Source organism: Erythrobacter westpacificensis (assembly GCF_039542285.1).
GTDB classification, from domain to species: Bacteria; Pseudomonadota; Alphaproteobacteria; order Sphingomonadales; family Sphingomonadaceae; genus Alteraurantiacibacter; species Alteraurantiacibacter westpacificensis.
On the sequence record NZ_BAABHV010000008.1, the window covers coordinates 41,183 to 64,558 of the forward strand.

At 64.0% G+C, this 23,376-nt stretch carries 20 protein-coding genes; 10 read left to right on the forward strand and 10 right to left on the reverse strand.

The annotated features are described in order from the left end of the window. Window positions 1–38: 38 nt before the first annotated feature. The 3 genes from ABFX23_RS04340 to ABFX23_RS04350 are packed head-to-tail and all read right to left on the reverse strand — an operon-like array spanning window position 39 to window position 3,906. Window positions 39–1,667, reverse strand: coding sequence for a flavin-containing monooxygenase (locus ABFX23_RS04340; protein WP_346031892.1), 1,629 nt, complete (start codon window positions 1,665–1,667; stop codon window positions 39–41). Beyond that, entirely contained in the window at window positions 1,664–2,554 is an 891-nt protein-coding gene (locus ABFX23_RS04345) for an alpha/beta hydrolase fold domain-containing protein (RefSeq protein WP_346031893.1), read from the reverse strand. Before ABFX23_RS04345 ends, ABFX23_RS04340 begins: the two co-directional genes overlap by 4 nt. Window positions 2,555–2,565: 11 nt before the next feature. Next, entirely contained in the window at window positions 2,566–3,906 is a 1,341-nt protein-coding gene (locus ABFX23_RS04350; RefSeq protein WP_346031894.1) for an MFS transporter, read from the reverse strand. Window positions 3,907–4,024: 118 nt separating this feature from the next. Here ABFX23_RS04350 and ABFX23_RS04355 point away from each other — a divergent pair, with 118 nt between their 5' ends. Together ABFX23_RS04355 and ABFX23_RS04360 are read left to right on the forward strand one after the other, a co-directional pair. Continuing rightward, window positions 4,025–4,783 (forward strand): class II aldolase/adducin family protein, encoded by a 759-nt coding sequence (locus ABFX23_RS04355; protein WP_346031895.1) that lies wholly within the window; start codon window positions 4,025–4,027, stop codon window positions 4,781–4,783. A 16-nt stretch (window positions 4,784–4,799) separates the two neighbouring features. Further along, on the forward strand, window positions 4,800–5,363 hold the full coding sequence (locus ABFX23_RS04360) for a (2Fe-2S)-binding protein (RefSeq protein ID WP_346031896.1): 564 nt from the start codon (window positions 4,800–4,802) through the stop codon (window positions 5,361–5,363). A gap of 7 nt (window positions 5,364–5,370) precedes the next feature. Here ABFX23_RS04360 and ABFX23_RS04365 read toward each other — a convergent pair whose 3' ends face one another. After that, window positions 5,371–7,497 carry a TonB-dependent receptor gene (locus tag ABFX23_RS04365; RefSeq protein ID WP_346031897.1) on the reverse strand — a complete coding sequence of 709 codons (2,127 nt, stop codon included), beginning with the start codon at window positions 7,495–7,497 and terminating at the stop codon, window positions 5,371–5,373. Window positions 7,498–7,628: 131 nt separating this feature from the next. Here ABFX23_RS04365 and arsC point away from each other — a divergent pair, with 131 nt between their 5' ends. Continuing rightward, window positions 7,629–7,973 carry an arsenate reductase (glutaredoxin) gene (arsC, locus tag ABFX23_RS04370; protein ID WP_346031898.1) on the forward strand — a complete coding sequence of 115 codons (345 nt, stop codon included), beginning with the start codon at window positions 7,629–7,631 and terminating at the stop codon, window positions 7,971–7,973. 3 nt (window positions 7,974–7,976) lie between these two features. Here arsC and ABFX23_RS04375 read toward each other — a convergent pair whose 3' ends face one another. Beyond that, complete coding sequence (locus tag ABFX23_RS04375; protein ID WP_346031899.1) at window positions 7,977–8,840, reverse strand: hypothetical protein; 864 nt, start codon at window positions 8,838–8,840, stop codon at window positions 7,977–7,979. A gap of 40 nt (window positions 8,841–8,880) precedes the next feature. Here ABFX23_RS04375 and lipB point away from each other — a divergent pair, with 40 nt between their 5' ends. From lipB to ABFX23_RS04390, 3 genes are read left to right on the forward strand one after another with little or no spacing between them, the layout of a single operon-like run. Next, a complete protein-coding gene (gene lipB, locus ABFX23_RS04380) occupies window positions 8,881–9,555 on the forward strand; it encodes a lipoyl(octanoyl) transferase LipB (RefSeq protein WP_346031900.1) in 675 nt (224 codons plus the stop codon). 3 nt (window positions 9,556–9,558) lie between these two features. Further along, window positions 9,559–9,855, forward strand: a complete 297-nt coding sequence (locus tag ABFX23_RS04385) for a hypothetical protein (RefSeq protein ID WP_346031901.1) — start codon at window positions 9,559–9,561, stop codon at window positions 9,853–9,855. Between the two features lie 9 nt (window positions 9,856–9,864). Next, window positions 9,865–10,785 carry a DMT family transporter gene (locus ABFX23_RS04390; RefSeq protein ID WP_346031902.1) on the forward strand — a complete coding sequence of 307 codons (921 nt, stop codon included), beginning with the start codon at window positions 9,865–9,867 and terminating at the stop codon, window positions 10,783–10,785. Window position 10,786: 1 nt separating this feature from the next. On the opposite strand, the gene ABFX23_RS04395 is transcribed toward ABFX23_RS04390, so the two are convergent. Then, entirely contained in the window at window positions 10,787–12,121 is a 1,335-nt protein-coding gene (locus ABFX23_RS04395; protein ID WP_346031903.1) for a DUF2254 domain-containing protein, read from the reverse strand. 42 nt (window positions 12,122–12,163) lie between these two features. Next, window positions 12,164–13,150: a quinolinate synthase NadA gene (gene nadA, locus ABFX23_RS04400; protein ID WP_346031904.1), complete on the reverse strand. Its 987-nt coding sequence runs from the start codon at window positions 13,148–13,150 to the stop codon at window positions 12,164–12,166. A gap of 213 nt (window positions 13,151–13,363) precedes the next feature. Between nadA and ABFX23_RS04405 the strand changes: the two genes are divergently transcribed. From ABFX23_RS04405 to ABFX23_RS04415, 3 genes are all read left to right on the forward strand, one after another. Next, on the forward strand, window positions 13,364–15,064 hold the full coding sequence (locus ABFX23_RS04405; protein ID WP_346031905.1) for a BCCT family transporter: 1,701 nt from the start codon (window positions 13,364–13,366) through the stop codon (window positions 15,062–15,064). Window positions 15,065–15,437: 373 nt separating this feature from the next. Further along, on the forward strand, window positions 15,438–18,089 hold the full coding sequence (locus tag ABFX23_RS04410; RefSeq protein ID WP_346031906.1) for a TonB-dependent receptor: 2,652 nt from the start codon (window positions 15,438–15,440) through the stop codon (window positions 18,087–18,089). A gap of 83 nt (window positions 18,090–18,172) precedes the next feature. After that, window positions 18,173–20,125, forward strand: coding sequence for a sulfotransferase (locus tag ABFX23_RS04415; protein WP_346031907.1), 1,953 nt, complete (start codon window positions 18,173–18,175; stop codon window positions 20,123–20,125). Here the strand turns inward: ABFX23_RS04415 and ABFX23_RS04420 are convergent. Further along, window positions 20,122–20,466, reverse strand: coding sequence for a tRNA-binding protein (locus tag ABFX23_RS04420; protein ID WP_120076988.1), 345 nt, complete (start codon window positions 20,464–20,466; stop codon window positions 20,122–20,124). The genes ABFX23_RS04415 and ABFX23_RS04420 overlap by 4 nt on opposite strands. A gap of 99 nt (window positions 20,467–20,565) precedes the next feature. On the opposite strand from ABFX23_RS04420, the gene ABFX23_RS04425 reads away from it, so the two are divergent. Next, a complete protein-coding gene (locus ABFX23_RS04425; protein ID WP_346031908.1) occupies window positions 20,566–21,792 on the forward strand; it encodes an MFS transporter in 1,227 nt (408 codons plus the stop codon). 3 nt (window positions 21,793–21,795) lie between these two features. On the opposite strand, the gene ABFX23_RS04430 is transcribed toward ABFX23_RS04425, so the two are convergent. Further along, window positions 21,796–22,491, reverse strand: a complete 696-nt coding sequence (locus tag ABFX23_RS04430) for a DUF4230 domain-containing protein (protein WP_346031909.1) — start codon at window positions 22,489–22,491, stop codon at window positions 21,796–21,798. Continuing rightward, window positions 22,476–23,357: an MBL fold metallo-hydrolase gene (locus tag ABFX23_RS04435; protein ID WP_346031910.1), complete on the reverse strand. Its 882-nt coding sequence runs from the start codon at window positions 23,355–23,357 to the stop codon at window positions 22,476–22,478. Before ABFX23_RS04435 ends, ABFX23_RS04430 begins: the two co-directional genes overlap by 16 nt. Window positions 23,358–23,376: the final 19 nt, after the last annotated feature.

Here is a 23,376-nt window from a genome sequence, read left to right on the forward strand (position 1 = left end):
GGACTCGCGTTGTTCGTATCTTATCCTAACGGACGTTATTAAGCGACCGCGTCTTTCTGCTGCATTTCGTCAGTTCCGCGCAGTACGAAACCTTCGTAACCATTGGCGGCGATCTCCTCGCACTTTGCACGGTAGGCACCCACGCCGCCGACGTAGGGCATGAACACCTGCCGCCCGTCCTTCGTTTGGCCCTGATACCAGCTGTTGGCGCGGGGGAAGAGGGTGGAATGAGCGACTTCGTGTGCGTGCTCCATCCATGCGGTTTCGGCCTCGGTCGTGGCCTCGATCACCGGCTGTCCGGCATCGCGCATGTCGACCATGCAGCGCGCCACCCATTCCACGTGCTGTTCGATGGAGACGACCACGTTTGACAGGACCGACGGGCTGCCGGGGCCGGTGATGGTGAACATGTTGGGAAAGCCCTCGACAGCAAGGCCGAGGTAGGCGCGCGGGCCGTTGTCCCATTCATCGCGGATGGAGCGTCCATCGCGGCCGCGAATGTCGATCGCCTTGATCGCGCCCACGCAGGCGTCAAAGCCCGTGGCCAGGATGATGACATCGGCAGGATACTCGCCCTTGTCGGTTCTCACCGAATGGGCGGTGACGGTGACGACAGGCTCTTCGCGCACGTCCACCAGCGCCACGTTGTCGCGGTTCATCGCTTCGTAGAAATTGACCTCGGTGCACAGGCGGCGCGATCCAATCGGGTAGCCGTGCGGGGTCAGCTTTCGCGCTTTTTCCGGGTTGTCGACCAGCTCGGCGATCTTGCGCCGGGCGAAATCGGCGGCGTAGCTGTTCGATTCCTCGTCGAACAACAGGTCTTCGTATGCTTGCAACAGGCCGGTGGTGCCTGCCTTCCAAGCCTTTTCCAGCCGCTCCTCGCGCGCCTCGGCATCGTCGGCCTTGGCGCTGCCTTCCCATGCGCCGTGGAACCAGCCGAGCGGAGATGTGCGTGCCCTCTCCCGTAGTTCGGGATACCGGGGCAGCAGGTCTTCGAGATAGTCCTCCGGCAGCGGGTGGTTGCCCGCAGGCACGGCGAAGTTGGGGGTCCGCTGGAAGACGGTGAGCTGTTTCGCGGCCTTGGCCACCTCGCCCACCACCTGGATGCCGGTGGAGCCAGTGCCGAAATGGCAGACGTTCTTCCCCGCCAGGTCCGCGCCGTCGTCCCACATGGCCGAGTGCAGCACCTGCCCCTCGAAGTTCTCGAGGCCGGGAATGTCGGGCTGTTTGGGTTCGGACAGGGCACCGGTCGCGAGGATCAGGAATTGCACGTCGAAGGCATCGCCGCCGTCGGTTTCGACCAGCCAGCGGCCTTTTCCCTCGTCCCAGCGTGCCGAGGTGACGAGCGTTTCCAGCGCAATGTCGCGCATAAGATCGAACCGCTCGGCCACGTGTTCCAGGTAACGCAGGATTTCCGGCTGGGCGGCGTAGCGTTCGCTCCAGCGCCATTCGGCCTCCAGTTCGGCATCGAAGCTGTAGCTGTATTCGATGCTGGGAATGTCGCAGCGCGCGCCGGGATAGCGGTTCCAGAACCATGTGCCGCCAACGCCGCTGCCTTTCTCCACCACCTGCGCGGTGAAACCGTCCTGCCGCAGCTTGTGCAGCATGTAGAGGCCTGCGAACCCTGCTCCGACGATCAGCGCGTCGAGGGTCCGCGCCTCGCTCACGATGCGTGCCCCGCAAGGAAGGCGCCCGCATCGTCCAGCGCGGCTTTCGCCTGCGGAAGCATGAAGTGAAAGGCGTGGAACACGTGGGGAAGGCCGGGATGGACCTCCAGCCGCACCATGGTGCCAGCGGCAGCGGCGCTGGCGGCGATCGCCAGCGCATCGTCCAGCAGGATCTCTATCGAGCCGACCTGCACCAGCAGCGGCGGCAGGCCGGAAAGGTCTGCCTTGGCAGGCGAGGCAAGCGGATCGGAGGCAGGGCTGCCGCCGAGATAGCGGTGCGCGCACACATCGAGACCGTGCTTTGTCAAAGAGGGGTCTTCGGCCGCCTTGCTGGTCAGCGAGCTTGCCGTACAGGTGGCATCGGCCCACGGCGAGATCAGCAACGCAGCGGCGGGCAGGGCATCGCCTTCGTCGCGCAATTTCAGCAGAGCGGCAAGCGCCAGCCCTCCGCCTGCGGAATCACCGGCAAGAACGATATTGGCCGGCTTGGTCCCGCCCGCCACCAGCGCACGGTAGGCGGCCACGGCATCGTCCACAGCGGCAGGGAAGGGGTGTTCCGGCGCTAGGCGATAGTCGAGCACCATCGCGGGCATTCCGGCGGCGCGGGAAACCTCTCCCGCAAGGCCGCGATAACCCTGCGCGCTGCCCACCACGTAGCCGCCGCCGTGCAGGTAGAGGATGGCCTTGCCCGTATCGCTGCCGGGCGTAGCCACCCGCAGGGCGGACACGCCGTCGAGATCGACCTGTTCGATGGCGAGGTCGTCCGCAACCGGCATGGTGGCGAACAGCGCCTCGTAATCGGGGCGCAGGGTGGCGGGATCGGCGGCAAGGTCCGGTCCGCCTGCGCGAAGCCCGGCGATCAGTTCGGCAAGTACGGGATCGGACATTGTCGCTTACCTTACGCTGGCTGAGCCACTTCGCCGCGGCGGCGCAGGGCGGCGGGTGCGGTTTCCTTCAGGCCCATCGCGACAAAGCCGCTGACCACGGCCAGCCCCATGAGGACATAGAGGAAGGTTTCCGGGCCATACGCGTCGTTGAGCACGCCCGCGAGCGGCGGACCGAGAACGCCGCCCAGTACCTCGCAACTGCCCATCGCCAGACCCAGCACGGTGGCGTGGTGGATCGGCTTGAAGCTTTCGGACGGGATCGTCGCCATGAAGATCGGGAAGACACCGTTCACCATCCAGCCGATGAAGAAGATCGGGATCAGCACCGTGGCATAACCGGAAAGCCCCAGGAGGCCGCTGCCGGCGAATGCCGCAGGGTCGAGGTAGATCACGCCGAGCGGCCCGATCAGCGAGAGGAAGGGCAGGAACACCATAACCGGTTTGCGGCCGATCTTGTCGGAAATGCCCGCGACAACGAAGCTGTAGATCGCCGCGGCGATGCCCAATGAGCCGACCAGCCAGCTCATCGAGAATGCGTCCATCCCGCGCGTCTGGACGAGGAAGTTGGGCATGAAGGCCCAGGTGATGACGAAGTGCGCGACCAGCAGTACGCCCACGACCACGCAGATCCACATATTGCGGACCTTCAGCGCTTCGAGGAAACCGATGCTGGAATGGTGATCGCCAGCCTCGCCCACTTGCGCGGTGACTTCGGCGGCAGGTTCCGGCTCGCGCAGCATGAACCAGATCATCGCTGCGGAGACGAGACCGGGCAGGGCGGCGAGGTAGAATGCCTCGCGCCAGCTGAACGCCGTGGCAAAGGCCACCAGCACCACCGGTGCTGCAAAGCTGCCCAATAGGTTGGAGCCAAGGTTCTGCGCCACGCCCTGCGCCAGACCACGTCGTTCCGGGTTCACTTCCGATGCCACCATTGCATGGCTGATCGGCATCACGCCGCCTTCCGCCGCGCCCATCAACAGGCGGGCTGCGAACAGGAACAGGAAGCTGGTGGCAAGGCCGGAAAGGAAGCTGCACAGCGAGAACGCAATGGTGGCGATAACCAGCAGGATCTTGCGCTTGCCGAGGCTATCCGACAGGCGCCCCACGAAGAACGCCGCGATCGCCCAGCTGAAGGAGAGGCCCCCTGCCAAGAGGCCGATCTCGGTCTGCGACAATTGCAGGTCTGGCTGCACGAAAGGCATCAGCGCGTTGAGCGCCTGCCTGTCGAAGAAGACGATCCCGAAATTCAGGCTGAGCAGCAGGACCAGCAATGTCTGATAGGCGGGTGAATTTGTAACCCAGTTGCCTGTTTGCTGCTCTGCGCCCAGCGAATGTGCCTGCTGCGTGGCCATTTTTGTAACAATCCTCTCCCGTGCCGCTTTTGCGCGGCTTGCCTTGGGGTTTGCCAAGACCTGTGACAAAGTCAATCTAGCGGTGCTATGGGAGCGCACGAATAAAGGGAGAAAAGCGATGGCCACGCAGTTGAAGCCGCAGATGGATTGCAGCCCCGAAGAATGGCAGGCGCGACTGGACCTTGCTGCCGCCTATCGTATCTTCGCGCACCTCGGCTGGTGCGAGAGCATCTACAACCACATCACCCTGCGCGTTCCGGGCACCGAAAACCACTTCCTCATCAACCCCTACGGCCTGCTGTGGGAAGAAGTGACGGCATCCAACCTCGTCAAGATCGACGAGGACGGCAACAAGGTGGGCGACAATCCGTACCCTGTGAACCTGGCCGGTTTCACCCAGCACAGCGTGTTCCATAAAAACCTGCCGCACGCCCATGCCATCGTGCACACGCACACGCCCGATACCATGGCCGTCTGCTCCACCGAGGGCGGTTTGCAGGCGAGCAATTTCTATTCGTGCTTTTTCGAGGGCGCCATCGGCTATCACGACTTCGAAGGCATTACGGTCCGTTCGGAGGAAGGCGAGCGTCTGGTGCGCAACGCCGGGAACAATCAGATCCTGATGCTGAAGAACCACGGCCCCGTCGTGATGGGACGCACGATCTACGAGATGTTCCTGCTTTACTACATGCTCCAGCGTGCGTGCGAGGTGCAGGTGAAGACATCGGCCATGGGCGCACCGATCATCGTGCCCCCCGAAGTGGTCGAACAGCACCAGCGCGACCGCGACAAACAGTTGACGGACGACTTCGGCAAGCTGGACTTCCAGGCCTGGACGCGCAAGATCGACACGATTGATCCCAGCTGGCGCAACTGACGAGTAAACCCTCCCCATGACAGCCATGACGGTGAACGAGCGTCCGGTCGATTTCGACATGGACCCCGACACCCCGCTGCTGCACGCTCTGCGCGATGCGGCCAACCTGACGGGCACCAAATATGGCTGCGGCGTAGGGGACTGCGGCGCCTGCATGGTGCTGGTGGACGGGGAAGCGCTGCGCAGTTGCCTCGTCACCATCGGCGAGGCCGAGGGCCGCTTCATCACCACGATCGAGGGCTTGTCGCGAGATCGTTCGCACCCGGTGCAGCAGGCGCTGGTGGCGGAACAGGCGATCCAGTGCGGGTTCTGCACGCCGGGCATTGCCATTGCGGCGGCCAGCCTGCTGCGCAGCAACCCGGACCCGACCGAGGCGCAGATCAGGGAAGCGATCCCGAACCTGTGCCGTTGCGGTGTCTATCCGCGCCTCGTCCGTGCCGTGCAGCGCGCGGGCCGCGTGGTACGCAGGCGCGAAACGATCAGCGCCGCGCCTGCACCGGGCATAGACCCTGCAGACGCGGCGCGTGCCGTTCCGGGAATGCGGGGGGAGGTTCCCGCGCCGGAAGAGAATACGGACTAGGCCCGGATCAGAACCGCAGCCTTGCCCCCAGGGAGGCGTTCAGCGGAGCGCCCGGCTGGATGTTGTTGTCGCCGTGGGCGGAGGGGTAGTATTCCTCGTTGAACAGGTTCTCGACATTCAGCTGCAGTGACAGCGTGTCGGTCGCCTCGAAGAACACCGCTGCGTCCACGCGCGTGTAGCTGGGCAGCACCACGTCGTTGCTCATGCTGGCGAACTGCTCGGAGAGGTGGGTAAGACCTGCGCCGAAGCCGATCCGGTCCGTCACGTCGTAGCGCGCCCACGCCGTAACCTGGTGCTCGGGCACCTGTTGCAGGGTCGTGCCTGCCGCGGCGCCCGTGGTGGTCGAGGTGATCTCGCCATCGAGGTAGGCATAGCCGAGGCTCAGGGAAAGGCCGCTGACAGGCTCGCCCGTCAGGCCGAGTTCGAAGCCTTCGACTTCGCTCTCACCTGCCAGGATTACCAGCCCGGGGTTGGCCGGATCGGGCGCGGTGGTGTTGGAGCGCGTGAGGCGGAAGATCGCCGCCGTCAGTAGCAGTTCGGGATGCGGCGCATACTTCACGCCTGCCTCGATGTTCTCGAAGGTTTCCGGCTCCAGCGATTCGGACTGTTGGCTCAGCACCGTGAACTGGTTGCCCGATTGCGGCAGGAAGCTCTCTGCGTAGCTGGCGTAGATCGAGAGGTTGTCCTGCGGTTTCAGGATCGCGCCGAACCGGGGGCTCCAGCGTTCGTCCACGCGGGCGCCGTCGAAACTGGCGATCAGGTCCGTGCTCTCGAGGTCGAAGCGGTCGTAGCGCACGCCTGCCACCAGTTGCAGGATGCCGATATCGAGCTGTTCCTGGGCGTAGAACGACAAGGTGGTGAGCTCGCTGGTGCTGGCGCGCTGCGGCTCCAGCGTGAAGGCGAAATCCTGGGCGGTCTGGTCCAGCGAAACGGTGATGCTGGTGTCGGCCCCGTTGTTGAACAGGGCGCGGTTGCGCACGGCATCGGTGTCCTGCGTGCCGGCCTCGACGCCGAGCAGCAGGGTGTGGCCGAGAGAGCCGGTGTCGAACTGGCCGACGAGGTTTACCTGGCCGATGAGGTTCTGCCGGTCCGTGCCGCTTTCGTAGCCCGAAAGGGTCGCCGTCGTCGGCGTGGTGCCGCCGCCGGTGCCGACGCCCGAGGGAACGATGTTGGAGTAGAACTTCGCGTAATCGGCGAACATCAGGCTGGCATTGAGGCTCCACGCGCCACTGAAGTCATGCTCAAGCCGGGTGCGTGCCACGTGCACTTCGACATCGCTGAAATTGTAATCGGGGTCGCCGAAGAAAGTCTCGTCATAGCCACGCAGCGGGCCGCCGTCGAAGCTGGGCAGGCCGCGGTCAACCACGCGCTCGTCGTTGTCATAAGTGTAGTAGGCGTAAAGGCGCGTATCGGGGCCGAGGTTGGCCGTGACCGTGGGCGAAATGCCGAAGAAGCGGCCATCGTATACGTCGCGGTGATTGTCGAATTCCTCGTAAGTGCCCGTCAGGCGCACGGCGAGGCTCTCGCTGGCAGGAAGGTTGGCATCGCCGGTGAAGGCGAAGGCGCCGAAAGTGTCTACCTGCGCGCCGACGCTGTATTCGGGCATGCCGAACTCGGCGGTCTTGGAAACGCGGTTGATCGCGCCGCCGCCCGCGCCGCGACCGAAGATCAGCGCGTTGGCGCCTTTGAGCACTTCCACGCGCTCCACGTTATACAGCGGGCGGTAGTACTCGGCATCGTCACGCAGACCGTCGATGTAGAAGTCGGCAGTGGTTTCCTGCCCGCGAATGAACACCTCGTCGCGGTGGCCTTCGCCGGTTTCCAGGCTGACGCCGGGAACGAAGCGCAGGGCATCGTTAAGGGTGGTAACGCCCTGGTCTTCCAGCTGGTCCGCCGTGATCACGGTGACGGCCTGCGGCACGTCGATGATCGGCGTCGGCGTCTTGGTGCCGGTGCTGCCGTCCTCGTTCACATAGGTATCGCGCTCACCGGTCACGATGATGTTGCTGGGCAGATAGTCGCGCTGCGCCTCTGCCTCTGCGGCCACATTGGCCAGGGCAGGGGCGGGGAGAGCGGCGACACTGGCAAGCAGGGCGAAGCGGGCGGCGGTAGTACGGATAACGAATTCCCTCACGACTCTATTGAGATTGATTTGCAAGAGCGGCCTCTATTGAGAATGATTATCAGTGACAACAGCAAATGTGGCGTTGGCCCGAAAAAGTTTGCGCGCTAGGGCGTCCAGGCAACGCAAACGAGAGGAGCCCCATGAAAGCGACCATCTGGCACAACCCGAAATGCAGCAAATCGCGCGCCACGCTGGCGATCCTGCAGGAGCGCGAGGGAGTCGAGGTCGAAGTGGTCGAATACCTGAAGAACCCGCCAGCGCGCGAGAAGCTGGCGCGACTCTATGCCGATGCGGGGATGTCCCCCGCCGAGGGGCTGCGGCTCAGCGGCACCGATGCAAAAGAGCGCGGCCTGCCTGATGCCGATGCGGATACCATACTGGACGCGATGACAGCCGATCCGAAGCTGATCGAACGCCCGCTGGTGGAAACGGAGAAAGGCGTGCGCCTGTGCCGCCCGGTGGAGAAGGTCGAGGAAATCCTCTGACTGCTATTCGAAGGTCTTGCTCACCGGCTCGCCATCAGTGCCGGTCAGCTGGCGGTGAATGGCCGCCAGCACCAGCAGCATGACGGTGGAGAAAGCCATGCTCATCAGCCCGCTGCCGATGGCCATGGCGAACAGACCGATCTCCTCTCCCATCACGCTGAACAGGCTCAGCACCATGCTGACGACCAGCCACAGCACCATCACGCAGATGACGAGCAGGGCGTAGAAGGCCAGCAGGCGGAAGGAATTGCCTTTGGTCAGTTGCCACGAACGGGCCAGCGCGCTGATCGGGTTCATCACCTTCTCGATCGCGATGACGGGAGAAATGAGCGAGAACTTGATCCAGATGTAGACGGCAAGGATCATCCCGACGAAGGCCAGCAGCGCAGCAACGCCAATGCCGATGAGGCCGCCGATCGCCATCAGCAGGAATGGCACCGCCACCATGATGAGGCCGAACAGAATCTGCGCCACCAGGTAGGGCACCAGGGCCTTCACGCCGAAACCCAGCGCCTCGCCCACGGTGGGACGGGAGCTATCGGTCAGCAGCGCCAGCAGCCCCATCACGCCGACCGCCTGCACCAGGCCGAAGACGATGTAGATCCACCAGCTTTGGCTGAAATAGTCGCCAAAGACTGCCATCATCTCCTCGGGGCTGGGCTGGTCCCCAAGCGCCTCCATCTGCATCATCAGGGCGTCTTGGGAGGGCAGCACCAGCGTGGCGATGACATTGGGCAGAAAGAAGAAGACCGCGGCCACGATCAGCACCACGTCCTTGTTGGCGGAAAGCAGCGCCATCGCCTCGTTCCAGGCACGTCCAAGGTCCAGTTTCGTCGCCATATTGTCCTCTGTTTCGCGAATGCCCACTTGATAAGCGCCTTCGCACCCGCCACGCAATCGCCAAACCATGACTGACAACAGCAATCTTCCCGATCCTGCAATCGAATGGCGCCGGTCGCTTGGCCAGGTGCCCTATCGCGAGGCGCTGGCCGAGCAGGAGGCGCGCAACGCTGCGCTGGCAGCGGGCGAGGGGCAGGAACTGGTGTGGATGCTGGAACACCCGCCGGTCTACACCGCCGGAACCAGCGCAGATGTGGCCGAACTCGTCGATCCGCGGTTCGATGTGGTCGATACGGGGCGCGGCGGGCGTTATACCTATCACGGCCCCGGCCAGCGGGTGACATACGTGCTGCTCGACCTGAAGAAGCGCACGAAGGACGTGCGCCAGTTCGTACACGCGCTGGAGAGCTGGGTGATTGCCACGCTCGCCGATTTCGATGTGGAAGCCTTCGCCGTGCCCGAACGGGTGGGAATCTGGACGCACGATGCCAGCGGTGCGGAGGCCAAGATCGGCGCCATCGGCGTGCGCGTGCGGCGCTGGGTGACCATGCACGGGTTCGCCGTAAACCTGTCGCCCGACCTCAGCCATTTTTCCGGCATCGTGCCCTGCGGCATTTCCGAATACGGCGTCACCAGCATGGAGATGCTTGGAAAGACTGTTGCGCCCGAGGAATGGGATGAGGCATTGCTGGCGCGCGCCGGGCAGTTCCTCGGCGCCATTTCGCAACCGGAGACCGCGTAAGCCATGACCACCATCCGCACACTGGCCCTTGCCGCGCCGCTGCTGCTTGCCCTCTCGGCCTGCGGGGATGATCCGGCGGTCGACGTGGAAAACGACGGGCGCGAGGCATCGGGCGAAGTGCTGGAAGGCACGATCAGCGACGAGATGCTGCCGCTCGACCAGGTCCGCTCGCAGGCGCCGCTGGCAGAGTCCGACGCACGCGACGAGGGCGGCGCGGTTCCCGCGACTCCTCAGCCTGCTGCCGAAGAGACGCAGGCCCCCGAAAGCGAAGAGCCGGAACCGGCCGACGAGGCCGAGTAGGCTCCTCCCATGACCGGTCCCGAAACCGGTGACGAACAGTCGCTGCGCGCGCGCGTGCTGGCCCTCGCGGCTTTGCTGCTGGGCAATGTGGCGCTGGCCTGCGGACCTTGGCTGGTGCGGCTGGCGGATACCGGTCCTGTCAGCGCGGGCTTCTGGCGCGTGGCTCTGGCGCTGCCGTTTCTTTTCCTGCTTGCGGCCTTCAGCGGTGAGCAGCTCGGCGGCATCCCGCGCAAGGCCATTCTGCTGGTGCTGGCAGGCGGGGCGTTCTTCGGCCTTGATATCGCCAGCTGGCACGTCGGCATCGGGGATACCCGACTGGCGAACGCGGTGCTGTTCGGCAATGCGGGCAGCGTGATCCTGATGGTCTGGGGCTTCGTGGTGCTGCGCCGCCTGCCCATCGGGCGCGAGTGGCAGGCGATTATCGCGGCCTTCGCCGGGTCCGCCGTGCTGCTGGGTCGATCGCTGGAATTGTCGACTGCGAACTTCGTGGGCGATCTGTTCTGCCTGCTCGCAGGCCTGCTCTATGCCGGATACCTGCTGCTGTTGCAGGACGCGCGCAAAAGCTTCGGAAGCTGGAGCGTGCTTGCCCTTTCCAGCAGCGCCAGCGTCGCCGTGCTGTTCATGGTCGCGCAGTTATCAGGCGAGCCGTTCTGGCCAACCGACTGGACGCCGGTGCTGGTGCTGGCCTTTTCCAGCCAGCTACTGGGACAGGGGCTGCTCGTCTATTCGCTGAAAGCATTCTCGCCGCTGGTGATCGGTATTGCCTTGCTCACCCAGCCTGCGGTCGCCGCGCTGATCGGGTGGCTGGCGTTCGACGAAGTGCTGGTTCCGCTCGACCTGCTGGGCATCGTGCTGGTAGGCAGTGCGCTGGTGTTGGCAAGGGTCGCCGGGCCGAGGAAGCCGCCGCGTCCACGCGTCAATCCGGTGTAGTTCAGGCCTGCTTGAAATCCATCATCACCGCATCGAAACGGTCCTCCACCTCGCGGCGATCCGGCCCTTCGAGTGCGAGCCGCGCCTGTTCGCGCAACTGGGCAGCCTCTCCCAGCAGCAGTTCGCGCCGCTTTTCGCCTTCTATGGTGAGGGCTGCGTTACGCAATGTGTCAAGCATGATCTTCGACGCGATCGGGCTGGTCGCCACCGCGCTGCGGATCGCACCGAAGCCGCGCTGGACGAAATGTCTGAAATCGTCCGCCACCGGATGGATCGGGCAATCTTCCGCATCCCCCTCGCAAATGTCCTTCACCAGCCGCCGCTTGCCGAGGTCCGCCGTGGCCGCGCCCAGCCAGTGCAGGGCAGTAACGGCGGTGAAGGGATCGTTGATGCCCGGTGACAAGGCGCGCAGGCCGATTTCCACCAGCTCGTCGATCAGGAATTCCGGATCCTGCTCCGGCGTGCGGCTGGACCCTTGCGTGAAACATTCCCGCAGTTCCTCCATGCACCCCTCGTGGCAGGAGCCATTGGCGATTTCGAGGATGGGCAAGCCCTTGTGCACGAAGTCCCCGGTGCGGACCATTAGCGTGATCTCGCATTCGCATTCGCGCGCCAGCTTTTCCATGTCGCCGAAGTCGATGAGCTGGATGTAGCCTGCCTTCTCCGCCCGCAGCGGGCGGCCGCGCGGCCGATTGTCCGGTGCATCGCGGTCGCCGTCGTCAGGGTAGGTCTTGGCCACCGCTTTCATCAGCCGCTTCCCGATATCCTTGATCACGTTGTTGATGCGGATGCTGGAAGGCACGTGGTTGAGGAAGAACACCAGCACCGCCACCGATACGATCATCAGGATGAAGGCCAGGAGCAACGAGAGTTGCGGGACGAAGCCGGGGAACGAGCTTGCCGCGTCGACTGGATTGGTGGGCGGTTCGTCTGCCGCGCGCACGGTGCGCAGCACGGTAAGCGCGAACACGAAGGTGCCGATGAAGGTGGCCAGCGAAAGCTGGTTCCCCTTGTCCTCCATGAAATTGATCAGCAGGCGCGGGCCGTAGGTGCCGCTGGCATAGCTGACCGCGACGATGGTGATGGAAAACACGGTGGAGGCGACCGCGATCATCGAGCCCGCGATGACCTGCAGCATCGTGGAGGCGCCTTCGGGCCGGGCGGGATCCAGCCAGGCGATTTTCCAGGCGAAATTGTTCAGCCAGTCGGCATAGCCACTGCGATCCAGCCAGAGGGAGACGAAGGCCAGCAACAGCGCCGACACCGCGAACAGGGCCGGGTAGAACCAGTAATTGGCGTTGAGCCTACGCCAAGCCCACAGGATTTCGGCTTTCATGACAGGGGTAACGCGCGAAACAAAGGGCGGTGCCCCACCCGGCTACACTCGCCCCAGGTCGCCCTTGCCGATCGTGCCGCTGGCCATTTCCAGCATCTTGTCGAGGCTGGCCTTGGCCTTCAGGCGAAGTTCCTCCTCGATCTCGATGCGCGGCTCCAGGTCGCGCAGGCGAAGGTAGAGCTTCTCCATCGTGTTGAGCGCCATGTAGGGGCAGATGTTGCAGTTGCAGTTGCCGTCCGCACCCGGCGCGCCGAGGAAGGTCTTTTCGGGCAGCGCCTTTTCCATCTGGTGGATGATGTGCGGCTCCGTTGCCACGATCAGCGTGTCGCCCTCGAACGTCTTGGCGAATTGCAGGATCGAGCTGGTGGAGCCGACGTGGTCCGCATGGTCGATGATGTGCGGCGGGCATTCCGGGTGCGCGGCGATGGGCGCATCGGGGTGCTCTGCCTTCAGCTTCATCAGTTCGCGCTCGCTGAACGCCTCGTGCACGATGCACACGCCCGGCCACAGCAGCATGTCGCGGTCGAACTTGCGGTTGAGATAGCCGCCCAGGTGACGGTCCGGCCCGAAGATGATCGGCTGGTCTTCCGGGATCTGCTCCAGGATCGTCTCGGCGGAAGAGGACGTGACGATCACGTCCGACAGGGCTTTCACCTCGGTCGAGCAGTTGATGTAGGTGAGGGCGATGTGATCGGGGTGCTTGGCGCGGAAAGCGGCGAACTTCTCCGGCGGGCAGGAGTCCTCCAGCGAGCAACCCGCTTCCATGTCGGGCAGCACCACGATCTTCTCGGGGCTGAGGATTTTCGCGGTGTCGGCCATGAACTTGACGCCGCAAAAGGCGATCACGTCGGCATCGGTTTCCGCCGCTTTCTTCGAAAGCTCCAGCGAGTCCCCGACGAAGTCGGCCAGGTCCTGCAATTCGGGCTTCTGGTAGTAGTGGGCGAGGATGACGGCGTTGCGTTCCTTGCGCAGGCGATCGATCTCTTCGCGCAAGTCTATGCCTGCCGGGATTGCTGTCTGGTCGGTCATCTCTCTGGCCCCATTTAGATTGGCGTTTGATCAGGCATATAGATGCCATGGCGAAATTTGCGAGGGGATTGCCCGGCACAAGTGCCCGGCTCGTCCGTTTGCAATAGCAGGCCAGTTCCCTATGCTTGCAGCAATTTCCGGCATCGGCGGCCCTGGCATGCGCATTCTGCGCCGGGCCGTCAGCGTGGCGAGCGAAACAGGAGATACCAGATAGTGACCGAACAGGTACCGACAGCGAACACGGGCGACGCTCCGATAAACCCTCCGCTGGTGGATTTGCCGATCAGGACGCACAATCGCGGTTTCTACGACGGCTTCAGCCGATCGGTCACCATCCCTTCCAAAGTCATCGTCTCGCTCATCATCATGTGGGCAATCTTTTTCCCCGTCAGCGCGAACGAGACGTTGAGCGCGGCCAACAGCACCATCATCGCCACTTTTTCCGGCTGGTATGTCTATGTCACCGCGGCGGTAATGCTGACCGCCCTGGTACTGGCGGCGCTTCCCCAATCGGGAAGCCTGCGGATCGGCAGCCCCGGCGAGGAGCCCGAGTTCGGCAAGTTCAGCTGGTTCGCCATGCTTTTCGGCGCTGGCATCGGCATCGGGATGCTCACCTATTCGACGGGCGAGCCGCTGGCGCACTTCCAGAACAACCCGGACATCATTCGCGGCACCGTAGAGCCGCTGTCTGCCGAGGCCGTGCGCCCCGCCTACATCTACACCTTCCTGCACTGGGGGCTGGCACCCTGGGCCATCTACGGCCTGGTGGGTCTGGCCATCGGTTATGTTTCCTATCGCCGCAACCTGCCGCTGACGATTCGGTCCGCGCTCGCCCCGCTGTTCGGCAAGACGATGTCGGGGAAGCCTGGACACCTCGTGGATATCGTCGCCGTGGTCGCCACGATCCTGGGTGTCGCGACCACCATGGGGCTTGGCGTGGAGCAGTTCGTGGCAGGACTCAACCGGTTGGGCCTGGGTGACTGGCTGGTGGACGCGGAAGGCAGTTCGACCCCTGCCGCCATCATCGTTTCGCTGGTCCTGCTTGTCGGTGCTTCCACCATCAGCGCGCTTTCCGGAGTGGGCAAGGGGATCAAGTGGCTCTCCAACATCAACATGGGCCTGTCGTTCGCGCTGCTTGCGTTGTTCGCGGTGGTCGGCGCGGGACTGCTGAGCCTCGAGCTGCTCGGCGTCGGTCTCTACGACTACATTCGCACGCTGCCCCAGAATGCGCTCACGCTGTTCTCGGGCGGTACGGAAACGGGTGACGAACTGGTGCAGTGGCAACTCGACTGGAGCGTGTTCTACTGGGCGTGGTGGATCGCCTTCGCGCCGTTCGTCGGCATGTTCATCGCCCGCATTTCGCGCGGACGCACTGTGCGCGAATACGTGCTGGGCGTGCTGCTCGTCCCCTCGCTGATGTGCTTTGTATGGATGACGCTGGTCGGCGGCACCGCCATCGACCTTGAACTGAGCGGCGTGGCTGACGGGACCATCGTGAACGCCGGTATTTCAGATCAGCTCTACGCCACGCTCGCAGTGCTGCTCGACCCCGGTTTTGCCTGGGTCGTGTCAGGCCTCGTGGTGCTGCTCTTGATGACTTACCTTATCACCAGCGCCGACAGTGCGATCCTGATCGTCAACACGATCAACGGTGCAGGCGATACCGAAGGACAGCGCCGCCGCCATATCCTGTTCTGGGGCGCGGCGCTGGCGTTCATGGTCGGCTCCATGCTCATCATCGGCGGGATCGACGCGATCCGTATCACCATGATCATCGGTGCCCTGCCGTTCTCCCTGGTGGTGGCCCTGATGGCCATATCCATCGTGAAAGCCGTGGTTTTCGACGTGATCCGCAAGCGTCACGGTGTACCCACTACTGCCGAGGCATGTGAGAGCTGGGAGGCATCAAAGTAGATCACTCACAATAGAGTCAATATAAATGCCGGCTCTTGGGACCTCCTTGCAATGAAAAATAAGATATATTTGCGAATCCTTTCCCGTTAAAAGGTATATCTTTAAATACAACATGGCTAGGATTCGCAGTTGAAAATAATAACCGTTCTATATTTGATTTATTAGTTTTCAGCGGTTGAATTGTTGTTATTCTGCAACAATCATTCCGCGCATCCTGAAAATCTCCCGTGCGCGGTAGAAACTTTGACTTTATCCCTCTAATTGGACCCCGCACGCGCGCACTTCTTTAATTCATGCTGCGCGGCACGCATTCTCCAATCGCGTAGCGCAATCCTGCAGCGGCGCGACCATCCGAAACAGAGGGAAATCCCATATGTCGAAATACATCAGCGGCGCGTCCATCGGCGCGCTTGCCATTGCCCTTGCGGCGCCCGCCGCGGCACAGGATGCCGAACCGGCACCGACACGCCAGGCCCGCCAGGGCGGCGTGCAGACCATCGTCGTGACTGCGACCAAGCGCAGCGAAGACCTGCAGGACGTGCCGGTTTCCGTGCAGGCCCTGGGCGAGGAAGGCCTTCAGGAACTCAACATCGACACGTTCGAGGACTATCTCGATCAGCTGCCCACCGTCACCGCAGGCGGCAGCGGCCCCGGCCAGTCGACGATCTATATCCGCGGCCTCGCCTCCACCACGCCGAACCTCACCACCGCCGGTGTTGCGGGCCTCGCGCCGAACGTCGCCATGTACCTGGACGAGCAGCCGCTGGCTCAGCCGGGCCGTAATCTCGACGTCTACGCCGCCGACCTGGAGCGTATCGAGGTACTCTCTGGCCCGCAGGGCACGCTGTTCGGTGCCAGTTCGCAGGCCGGTGTTGTCCGCCTCATCACCAACAAGCCCAGCCTTGCCGGGTTCGACGCGGGCGCCAGCGCTGGCGTCAGCTTCACCGATGGCGGCGACACCTCGTACAAGACCGAGTTCATGCTGAACGTGCCGGTGACGGACACCATCGCCGTGCGCGGCGTGGCCTATCTTGATCATCAGGGCGGCTACATCGATAACGTGCAGGGCACCCGCGATCTCAGCGAGAGCGCGCGTTTCCGCCCCGAAGGCACGGTCCGCTCCAATGGTGTTCCGGTCAACTCCCTGCGTGCAGGGTTCCAGTCCACGGCCGACCTGTCGGACGTGACCTTCCTCGAAACCAACAACTCCGGCCTCGTCGAAGAGAACTTCAACGACACGACCTATGCCGGTTTCCGCGCCACCGCGTTGTGGGAAGTGACGCCTGACTGGACGATCACCGTCGCCCACTCGCGCCAGAGCCTGGAAAGCGACGGGGTGTTCTTCGCCGATCCCGAACTCGGCGGGCTGGATGACCTGGAAATCCAGCGTTTCGAGGACGATCGCCTGGAAGACGACTTCAGCAACACCAGCTGGACCGTCGAAGGCCGCCTGGCCATGCTCGATGTCGTCTACACCGGTGCCTACACCGACCGCGAGACGCAGCAGCGCATCGACTACACCGACTATCTCTTCGTCGGCCAGTACCTGCCCTACTACATCTGCGACGGTTCGGTTTCCTATCCGGGCGACAGCGATCCCTCGGGCACTTGCCAGCCGCCCAACCTTTACGTCACGTCGGACAGCGACACGACCGTGTTCACGCAGGAACTGCGTTTCAGCACGCCGGATGACTGGCGCATCCGCGCCACCGCCGGCGGCTTCTATTCCGACCTGGAACTGAAGGAGCGCAACGACTTCAACTATCCGGGCAATGTCGCTGCCGCACCGTTCGGCGGTTTTGCGCCCAACTTCCCGCAGGCCGGTTATACCAGCGACCCGGGACCGTTTCCGCAGGACACGATTTTCCGTAACGACATTCGCCGGACCGACGAGCAGATCGGCATTTTCGGCGAAGCCAGCTTCGACATCGTGCCCGACCTGCTCACCATCACGCTAGGCGCGCGCTACTACGACATCGAGGTCGATTTCGAAGGCAGCGCCAACGGTTCGTTCTGCAACGCCGGCGCGGCCGAGGATGCCAATGCCTTCGGTACCGACCTGAACGACCTGTACGACGGCGACGGTGAGTATACCTTCATCGGCAGCTGTAACGCCGACCTGCGCCAGACGTTTACGCTGGACGACACACTGGAAGATATCCAGGCGGCCGGTCTCTCCGCCGCGCAGGCGCAGCAGGTCTTCAATGCCGTGCGCGCGCCCGACGTCGCGGCGACGGACGGGTTCATCTACAAGGGTTCGCTGCAGCTTACGCCGACGCCGGACACGCTGATCTACGCAACCTATTCGGAAGGCTTCCGTCCCGGCCTGCTCAACCGTCCGGGCGGCGCCACCAACGGCGCCGGGTTCACCGTGCCGTTCGAGCTGGAAACCGACGAGGTGCAGAACTACGAACTGGGCTGGAAACTCGACCTGATCGACGGACAGCTGCGGTTCAACGGCTCTGCCTTCTATGTCGATATCAGCCGCCTGCAGACGACGATCTTCGATCCCAGCATCGCCAACCTGTTCTTCTCGGACAACGCGGCCAATGCGGAGATCTACGGCGTCGAGGGTGATTTCACCGTCGCGCCCTATGCGCTGCCTGGCTTCACCTTCGCCGGTGCCTTCTCGATCCTCGATACCGAGATCACGGAAGTGCTGACGCCGACGGACGACGTGGTGGTCGGCGAACCGCTCGCCTTCGCCCCGGAATTCCAGGGCAACGCGCGCATCCGCTACGAATGGGACCTGTCGAACACGCTGGAAGCTTTCGTCCAGCCGCAGATCACCTATTCGGCATCGAAGTTCACCGACATCATCGAGATCAACAAGCTGAAGCTCGACAGCTACACCGTGGTTGATCTTGCTGCTGGCGTGGTGGCCGACCAGTGGCGCTTCGAGGTCTACGGCGAGAACCTGTTCGACACGCGCGCGCAGATCTCGGGCAACTATGTGAACGACCGCGCTCGGATCACCACCAACCGTCCGTTTACGGTCGGCGTACGGGTGTCCTACGACTACTGATCCGCAGTGACGGACTGAAATGAGAGCGGCGGGAGCGGACGGCGGGTTCGCTTCCGCCGCTTTGCTTTGTTAAGGGCACGCGCATGGAAAACCGCGACGAACAACTGGCGCTGGCGCAAAAGGCAATGCAGGCGGGCGACTTCGCGCAAGGTCTCGCCCTGGCCGAAGGCGTGCTGGCCGGCGAACCGGGAGATGGCGAGGCGCTGTACATGGCAGCCGTGGCGCTGCGTTATCTTGGTCGCCTTGCAGAGGCCTCCGACATGCTCGCCCGCCTGCATGCCGCCATGCCCGAATACGGCCGGGCATGGCAGGAGGCGGGGCACCTCGCCCGTGCGCAGAGCAACAGTTCCCAGGCCATTGCCGCGTTCCAGCGTGCGGTGCGCTTCAACCCGGCGCTCGATGCGAGCTGGCGCGCGCTTGGCGAATTGCAGGACGGAGCAGCGGCACGGGCCGCCCAGACCCAGGCGCAGCGTCTCGCCAGCTTGCCGCGAGAGCTGGTGGCCGTCACCCACCACCTGCACGAAGGGCGCGTGCTGCGGGCCGAGGAAATCTGCCGCCATTACCTGCGTGCCAATCCGAAAAGCGTCGAGGGGATGCGACTGCTGGCGCAGATCGGGATCAAGCTGGGCATTCTCGACGATGCGGAATTCCTGCTGGAAAGCGCCCGCGTGTTTGAGCCCGAGAACGTGCAAGTGCGGCTCGACTACATCGACGCGCTGCGCCGTCGCCAGAAGTTCGACCGGGCGCGCGAGGAGGCGCAGAGCCTCTACGAGAGCGACCCCGAAAACCCGCTGTTCCAGTCGCACCTCGCCATCGAATCCATGCAGACCGGCGATTACGACCGCGCCTTCGCCCTGTTCGACAAGGTGCTGGAAAAGGTGCCGGGCGATCCCGCCACGCTAACCAGCCGCGGTCATGCGCTGAAAACCACGGGCGAGACCGAGAAGGCCATCGAGAGCTACCGTGCCGCCTTTGCCGCCAAGCCCGACCACGGCGACGCGTGGTATGCTCTGGCCAATCTCAAGACCTATCGTTTTTCAGACGACGAAATGGCGCAAATGGAGGACCAGGCAGCACGGCCCGATCTCGCCTTTATGGACCGCGTCCACCTTTCCTTCGCGCTGGGCAAGGCGCACGAGGATCGTAAGAATTACGAGGCCAGTTTCGGCCATTACGAGCGCGGCAACGCCCTGAAGCGGGCACAGACGCGCTACGACGCCGATGCCATGAGTGCCGAACTGGCGAAGCAGCGCGAGGTCTGCACGTCGGAGCTTTTCGCGAAGCAAGCAGGGGAGGGGCACGGTGCACCCGATCCGATCTTCATTCTCGGCCTGCCGCGTGCGGGCTCTACGCTGCTGGAGCAGATCCTTGCCAGCCATCCGCAGGTCGATGGCACGATGGAACTGCCCGATATCCTCGCGCTCGCCCACCGGCTGCGCGGACGCAAGGCGGGGCAGTCCAATTATCCTGAGGTGCTCCACGACCTGACTGGCGAGCAGCTACAGAAGTTCGGCCAGCAATATATCGAGAATACGGCGATCCACCGGCAGGGCGCGCCCTTCTTCATCGACAAGATGCCGAACAATTTCAGGCACATCGGCCTCATTCACCTGATACTGCCGAACGCGAAGATCATCGATGCCCGCCGCGCGCCGATGGATTGCTGCTTTTCCGGCTTCAAGCAGCTGTTCGCAGAGGGGCAGGAGTTCACCTATGGCCTGACCGAGATCGGTCGCTACTTCGCCGACTATGTCGACCTGATGGAGCACTGGGACGCGGTCTTGCCGGGCAAGGTTCTGCGCGTGCAGCACGAGGACGTGCTCGACGATCCGGAGGGTCAGATCCGCCGGATCCTCGACTATTGCGGGCTGCCGTTCGAAGAGGCCTGCCTCAATTTCCACCAGACCAGCCGCGCCGTTCGCACGGCCAGCAGCGAACAGGTGCGACAGCCGATCAACCGCAGCGGGCAGGGGGCCTGGGTGCCCTACGATCCGTGGCTGGGAGACCTGCGCGCCGCGCTGGGATTTCCCGGCTAAGCGAGCCGCGCGCCGTCGGGAAGGTCGAAGCCCTTGTCCGGCCCTGCCAGAACGATCGCGCCGTCTGCATCGGGAAAGCCCAGCACCAGTATCTCGGACATGAAAGGCCCGATCTGGCGCGGCGGGAAGTTGACTACGGCCATCACCTTGCGCCCGATCAGCCCCTCCGGCGTGTAGTGATCGGTGATCTGGGCCGAAGACTTCTTCACCCCGATCTCTGCGCCGAAATCGACCCACAGCTTTATCGCGGGCTTGCGCGCTTCGGGAAAAGGCTGCGCATCGACAACGGTGCCGCAGCGGATGTCTACCGCCATGAATTGTTCGAAAGAGATCGTGTCCATGGCCCGTCCCTATGAGGGCGGGAGAGGCGTGTCCAGCAGCGCGCAGGCAGCGGCGAATACGGGGTGGAAACACCGCCGCAAGGGGCCTAGAGGCGGCCAATGATCGGCTCGCTCAATTCGGTGCGCACATTGTTGCTGGCGATCTTCGTCCTGATGGCGGGGAGCGGTTTTCTCAGCACGCTTATCGCCATCCGGCTCGAACAGGCGGGGCAGGGCGCGCTGCTGATCGGCCTTGTCGCCACCAGCTATTTCGGCGGACTGACGCTGGGCGCGCTGCGCGTGTCCCCGCTGATTGCGCGGGTCGGCCATATCCGCGCATTTGCCGCTTTCGTATCTTTCTACTCTGCAAGTTCGCTGACCTACGCCATCATCGATGCGCCGTTGCTGTGGGTGGTGCTGCGCTTTGCGGACGGGTTCGCCATGAGCGGGGTGTTCGTGTGCCTCGAAAGCTGGCTCAACCGTGTGGCGAAGCCTGACAATCGCAGCGCGATCCTGGCGGCCTACATGATCGCGCTCTACGCCGGGCAAGCCATCGGCCAGTTCCTGCTGAACCTCGGCGACAATTCACCCGCGCTGCCGTTCATGGCCTCTGCGGTGCTGCTGTCGCTTTCGGTGCTGCCGGTAGCGCTGACGAAGATCCAGCAACCGGTGCTGGAGGAAGTCGCGCCGTTCAGCCTGAGGCGGCTTTACGAGGCATCGCCGCTCGGCGTTGTCGGCACGCTGTCGAACGGCGTGATGCTGGGCGCGTTCTACGCCCTTGGCGCGGTGTTCGTGCAGCGCATGGGCCTGCCGCTCTCGCAGATCGCCCTGTTCACATCGTGCGTGATCACCGGCGGTGTGGTGCTGCAATATCCGCTGGGCCGCCTGTCCGACAGGTTCGACCGCCGCCGCGTCATCATCGCCTGCATGTTCGTGACCGCCGCACTGTGCGCCGCGCTTGCCTTCGTGCGCGAACCGCTGGCGATCTTCGCCGTGGGCGCGCTGTTCGGCGGCTTCTCCTTCGCGCTTTATCCGCTGTGTATCGCCCACTCGAATGACCACCTGGACGAAAGCGAGCGCGTGGGGGCGAGCAGCGGTCTGGTGCTGGTCTATTCCGTGGGCGCGGCGGGCGGGCCGATGCTGGGCTCTGTCGGCATGGCGACGTTCGGACCGCCGGGCCTGTTCAGCGTCATTGGCGTGGTGGCGCTGGGTGGCGCACTGTTCGGCCTTTGGCGCATGGCCGTCAGCCAGCCGGTGCCCGAAGCGGACCAGCAGGATTTCCAGTCCCTGCCGCGAACCACGCCCATGGCCGCCGTGCTGGAGGACGAGGGCGAAAGCCCCGCCTGACACCTATCCTTCGTCGGAAAAGCGGACGCGCACTTCAACTTCGCCGAACCCGGCGACTTGCAGCGGAATGGCGAGATTCTGCCGAACGGCCTCGCGCGCGGCGCTGCGGGCAAGGCCCATCACTTCGGGGTTGCGGGCAAAGTCGTTTGCGCGCTCGGCTGCCTGCCGCGAGTTATTACGGCTCAGGGAAACGGATGCGTCGCGGCTGACGTAGAGGCCATCGGTGAAATAGCGTGCCTCGGCCTCGTTCAAGTTGGGCTGCGAGACTTCGAGAGGCGGCAGCGTGACGGACAGGCTCTGAGCCGCTTCGTCCCAGTCGAAGTTTTCGCGATCCATTTCCGACAGATCGAGCCGGTATTCCACCGTAGCGGGCACGATCATCGCCTGCCGCGATTGCAGCGATTCCACCTCGAACGGGCCGACGCTGGGCGTGCTGACGCTTTCGGCCACCACGTCGAACCGGCTGGAGAAGACCGTGAGCGCGTTCTGCTTCTCGAACGCGATCATCGAGGTTGCAACGATATCGCCGCGCTCTTCCGGGCCCCACTTCTCCCAGGCCAGCCAGGCCAGGGCGACGACCATGAGCAAAACCACGATCCACGGCGCACCATTCGGCACCGTGCGGGCGGGCGGCGGACCAGCCGGAGGGGGCGCAGCGCCGATGCGCGTGCTTTCGTCGTGTTTCAGGTCGCCTGCCATATGTCCTCTGAACGCTGCACTTCGCCGCGGCGTTCCAGATCGAGCAGGTGGGCGAGCACGCTTTGTCCGGCGGCGGGCCAGAGCTTCTCTGAAACGCCCTTGTACATCACCGGCACCAGCGCCGCGATGGAGCGGGCTTCCTCGCCCAGCAGGCGCAGGATCTGGCGCTCGCGCTGGCGGCGATGGCCGATCATGCCGCGCACCAGTTGCTTGGGCTTCTCTATCGCGGGGCCGTGGGCGGGGTAGTAGATGCGGTCCTGCTCGCGCTCGTAGAGCAGGTGCAGGCTGGCCATGTAGTCCGCCATGTCGCCGTCGGGCGGCACGACAACGCTGGTGGACCAGCCCATCACGTGGTCGCCGGTAAACACCGCGCCGCTTTCCTCAAGCGCGAAGCACAGGTGGTTGGAAGTGTGCCCCGGCGTTGCCACGGCGGTGAGGGTCCAGCCGGGGCCGGTCATCGCTTCGCCGTGTTCCATCACGCGGTCGGGCTCGTACGACTGGTCGAACGGGGCATCGACGCGCGGCGCATCGCTGTGGATGTGCAGCGGCGCGCAGCCCACGATGGGCGCGCCGGTCGCCTCCGCCAGCGGGGCGGCGGCGGGGGAGTGATCGCGGTGGGTGTGGGTACACATGATCGCGCAGACCTTTGCCCCGCCGATGGCGCTGTGCAGGGCCTCAAGGTGTTCCGCCTCTGCCGGGCCGGGGTCGATCACCGCCAGCCCCTCGTCGCCGCCGACGAGGTAGGTCTGCGTGCCGGTGTAGGTGAAGGGCGAGGCGTTGGGAGCAAGCACGCGGCGGACCAGCGGTTCGAGCTGTTCGGCGCTGCCTGTCGGCCAGGGTTGCGGGGGCAGGGACATGCTGTGCATATGGCGACAAAGGAGAGGA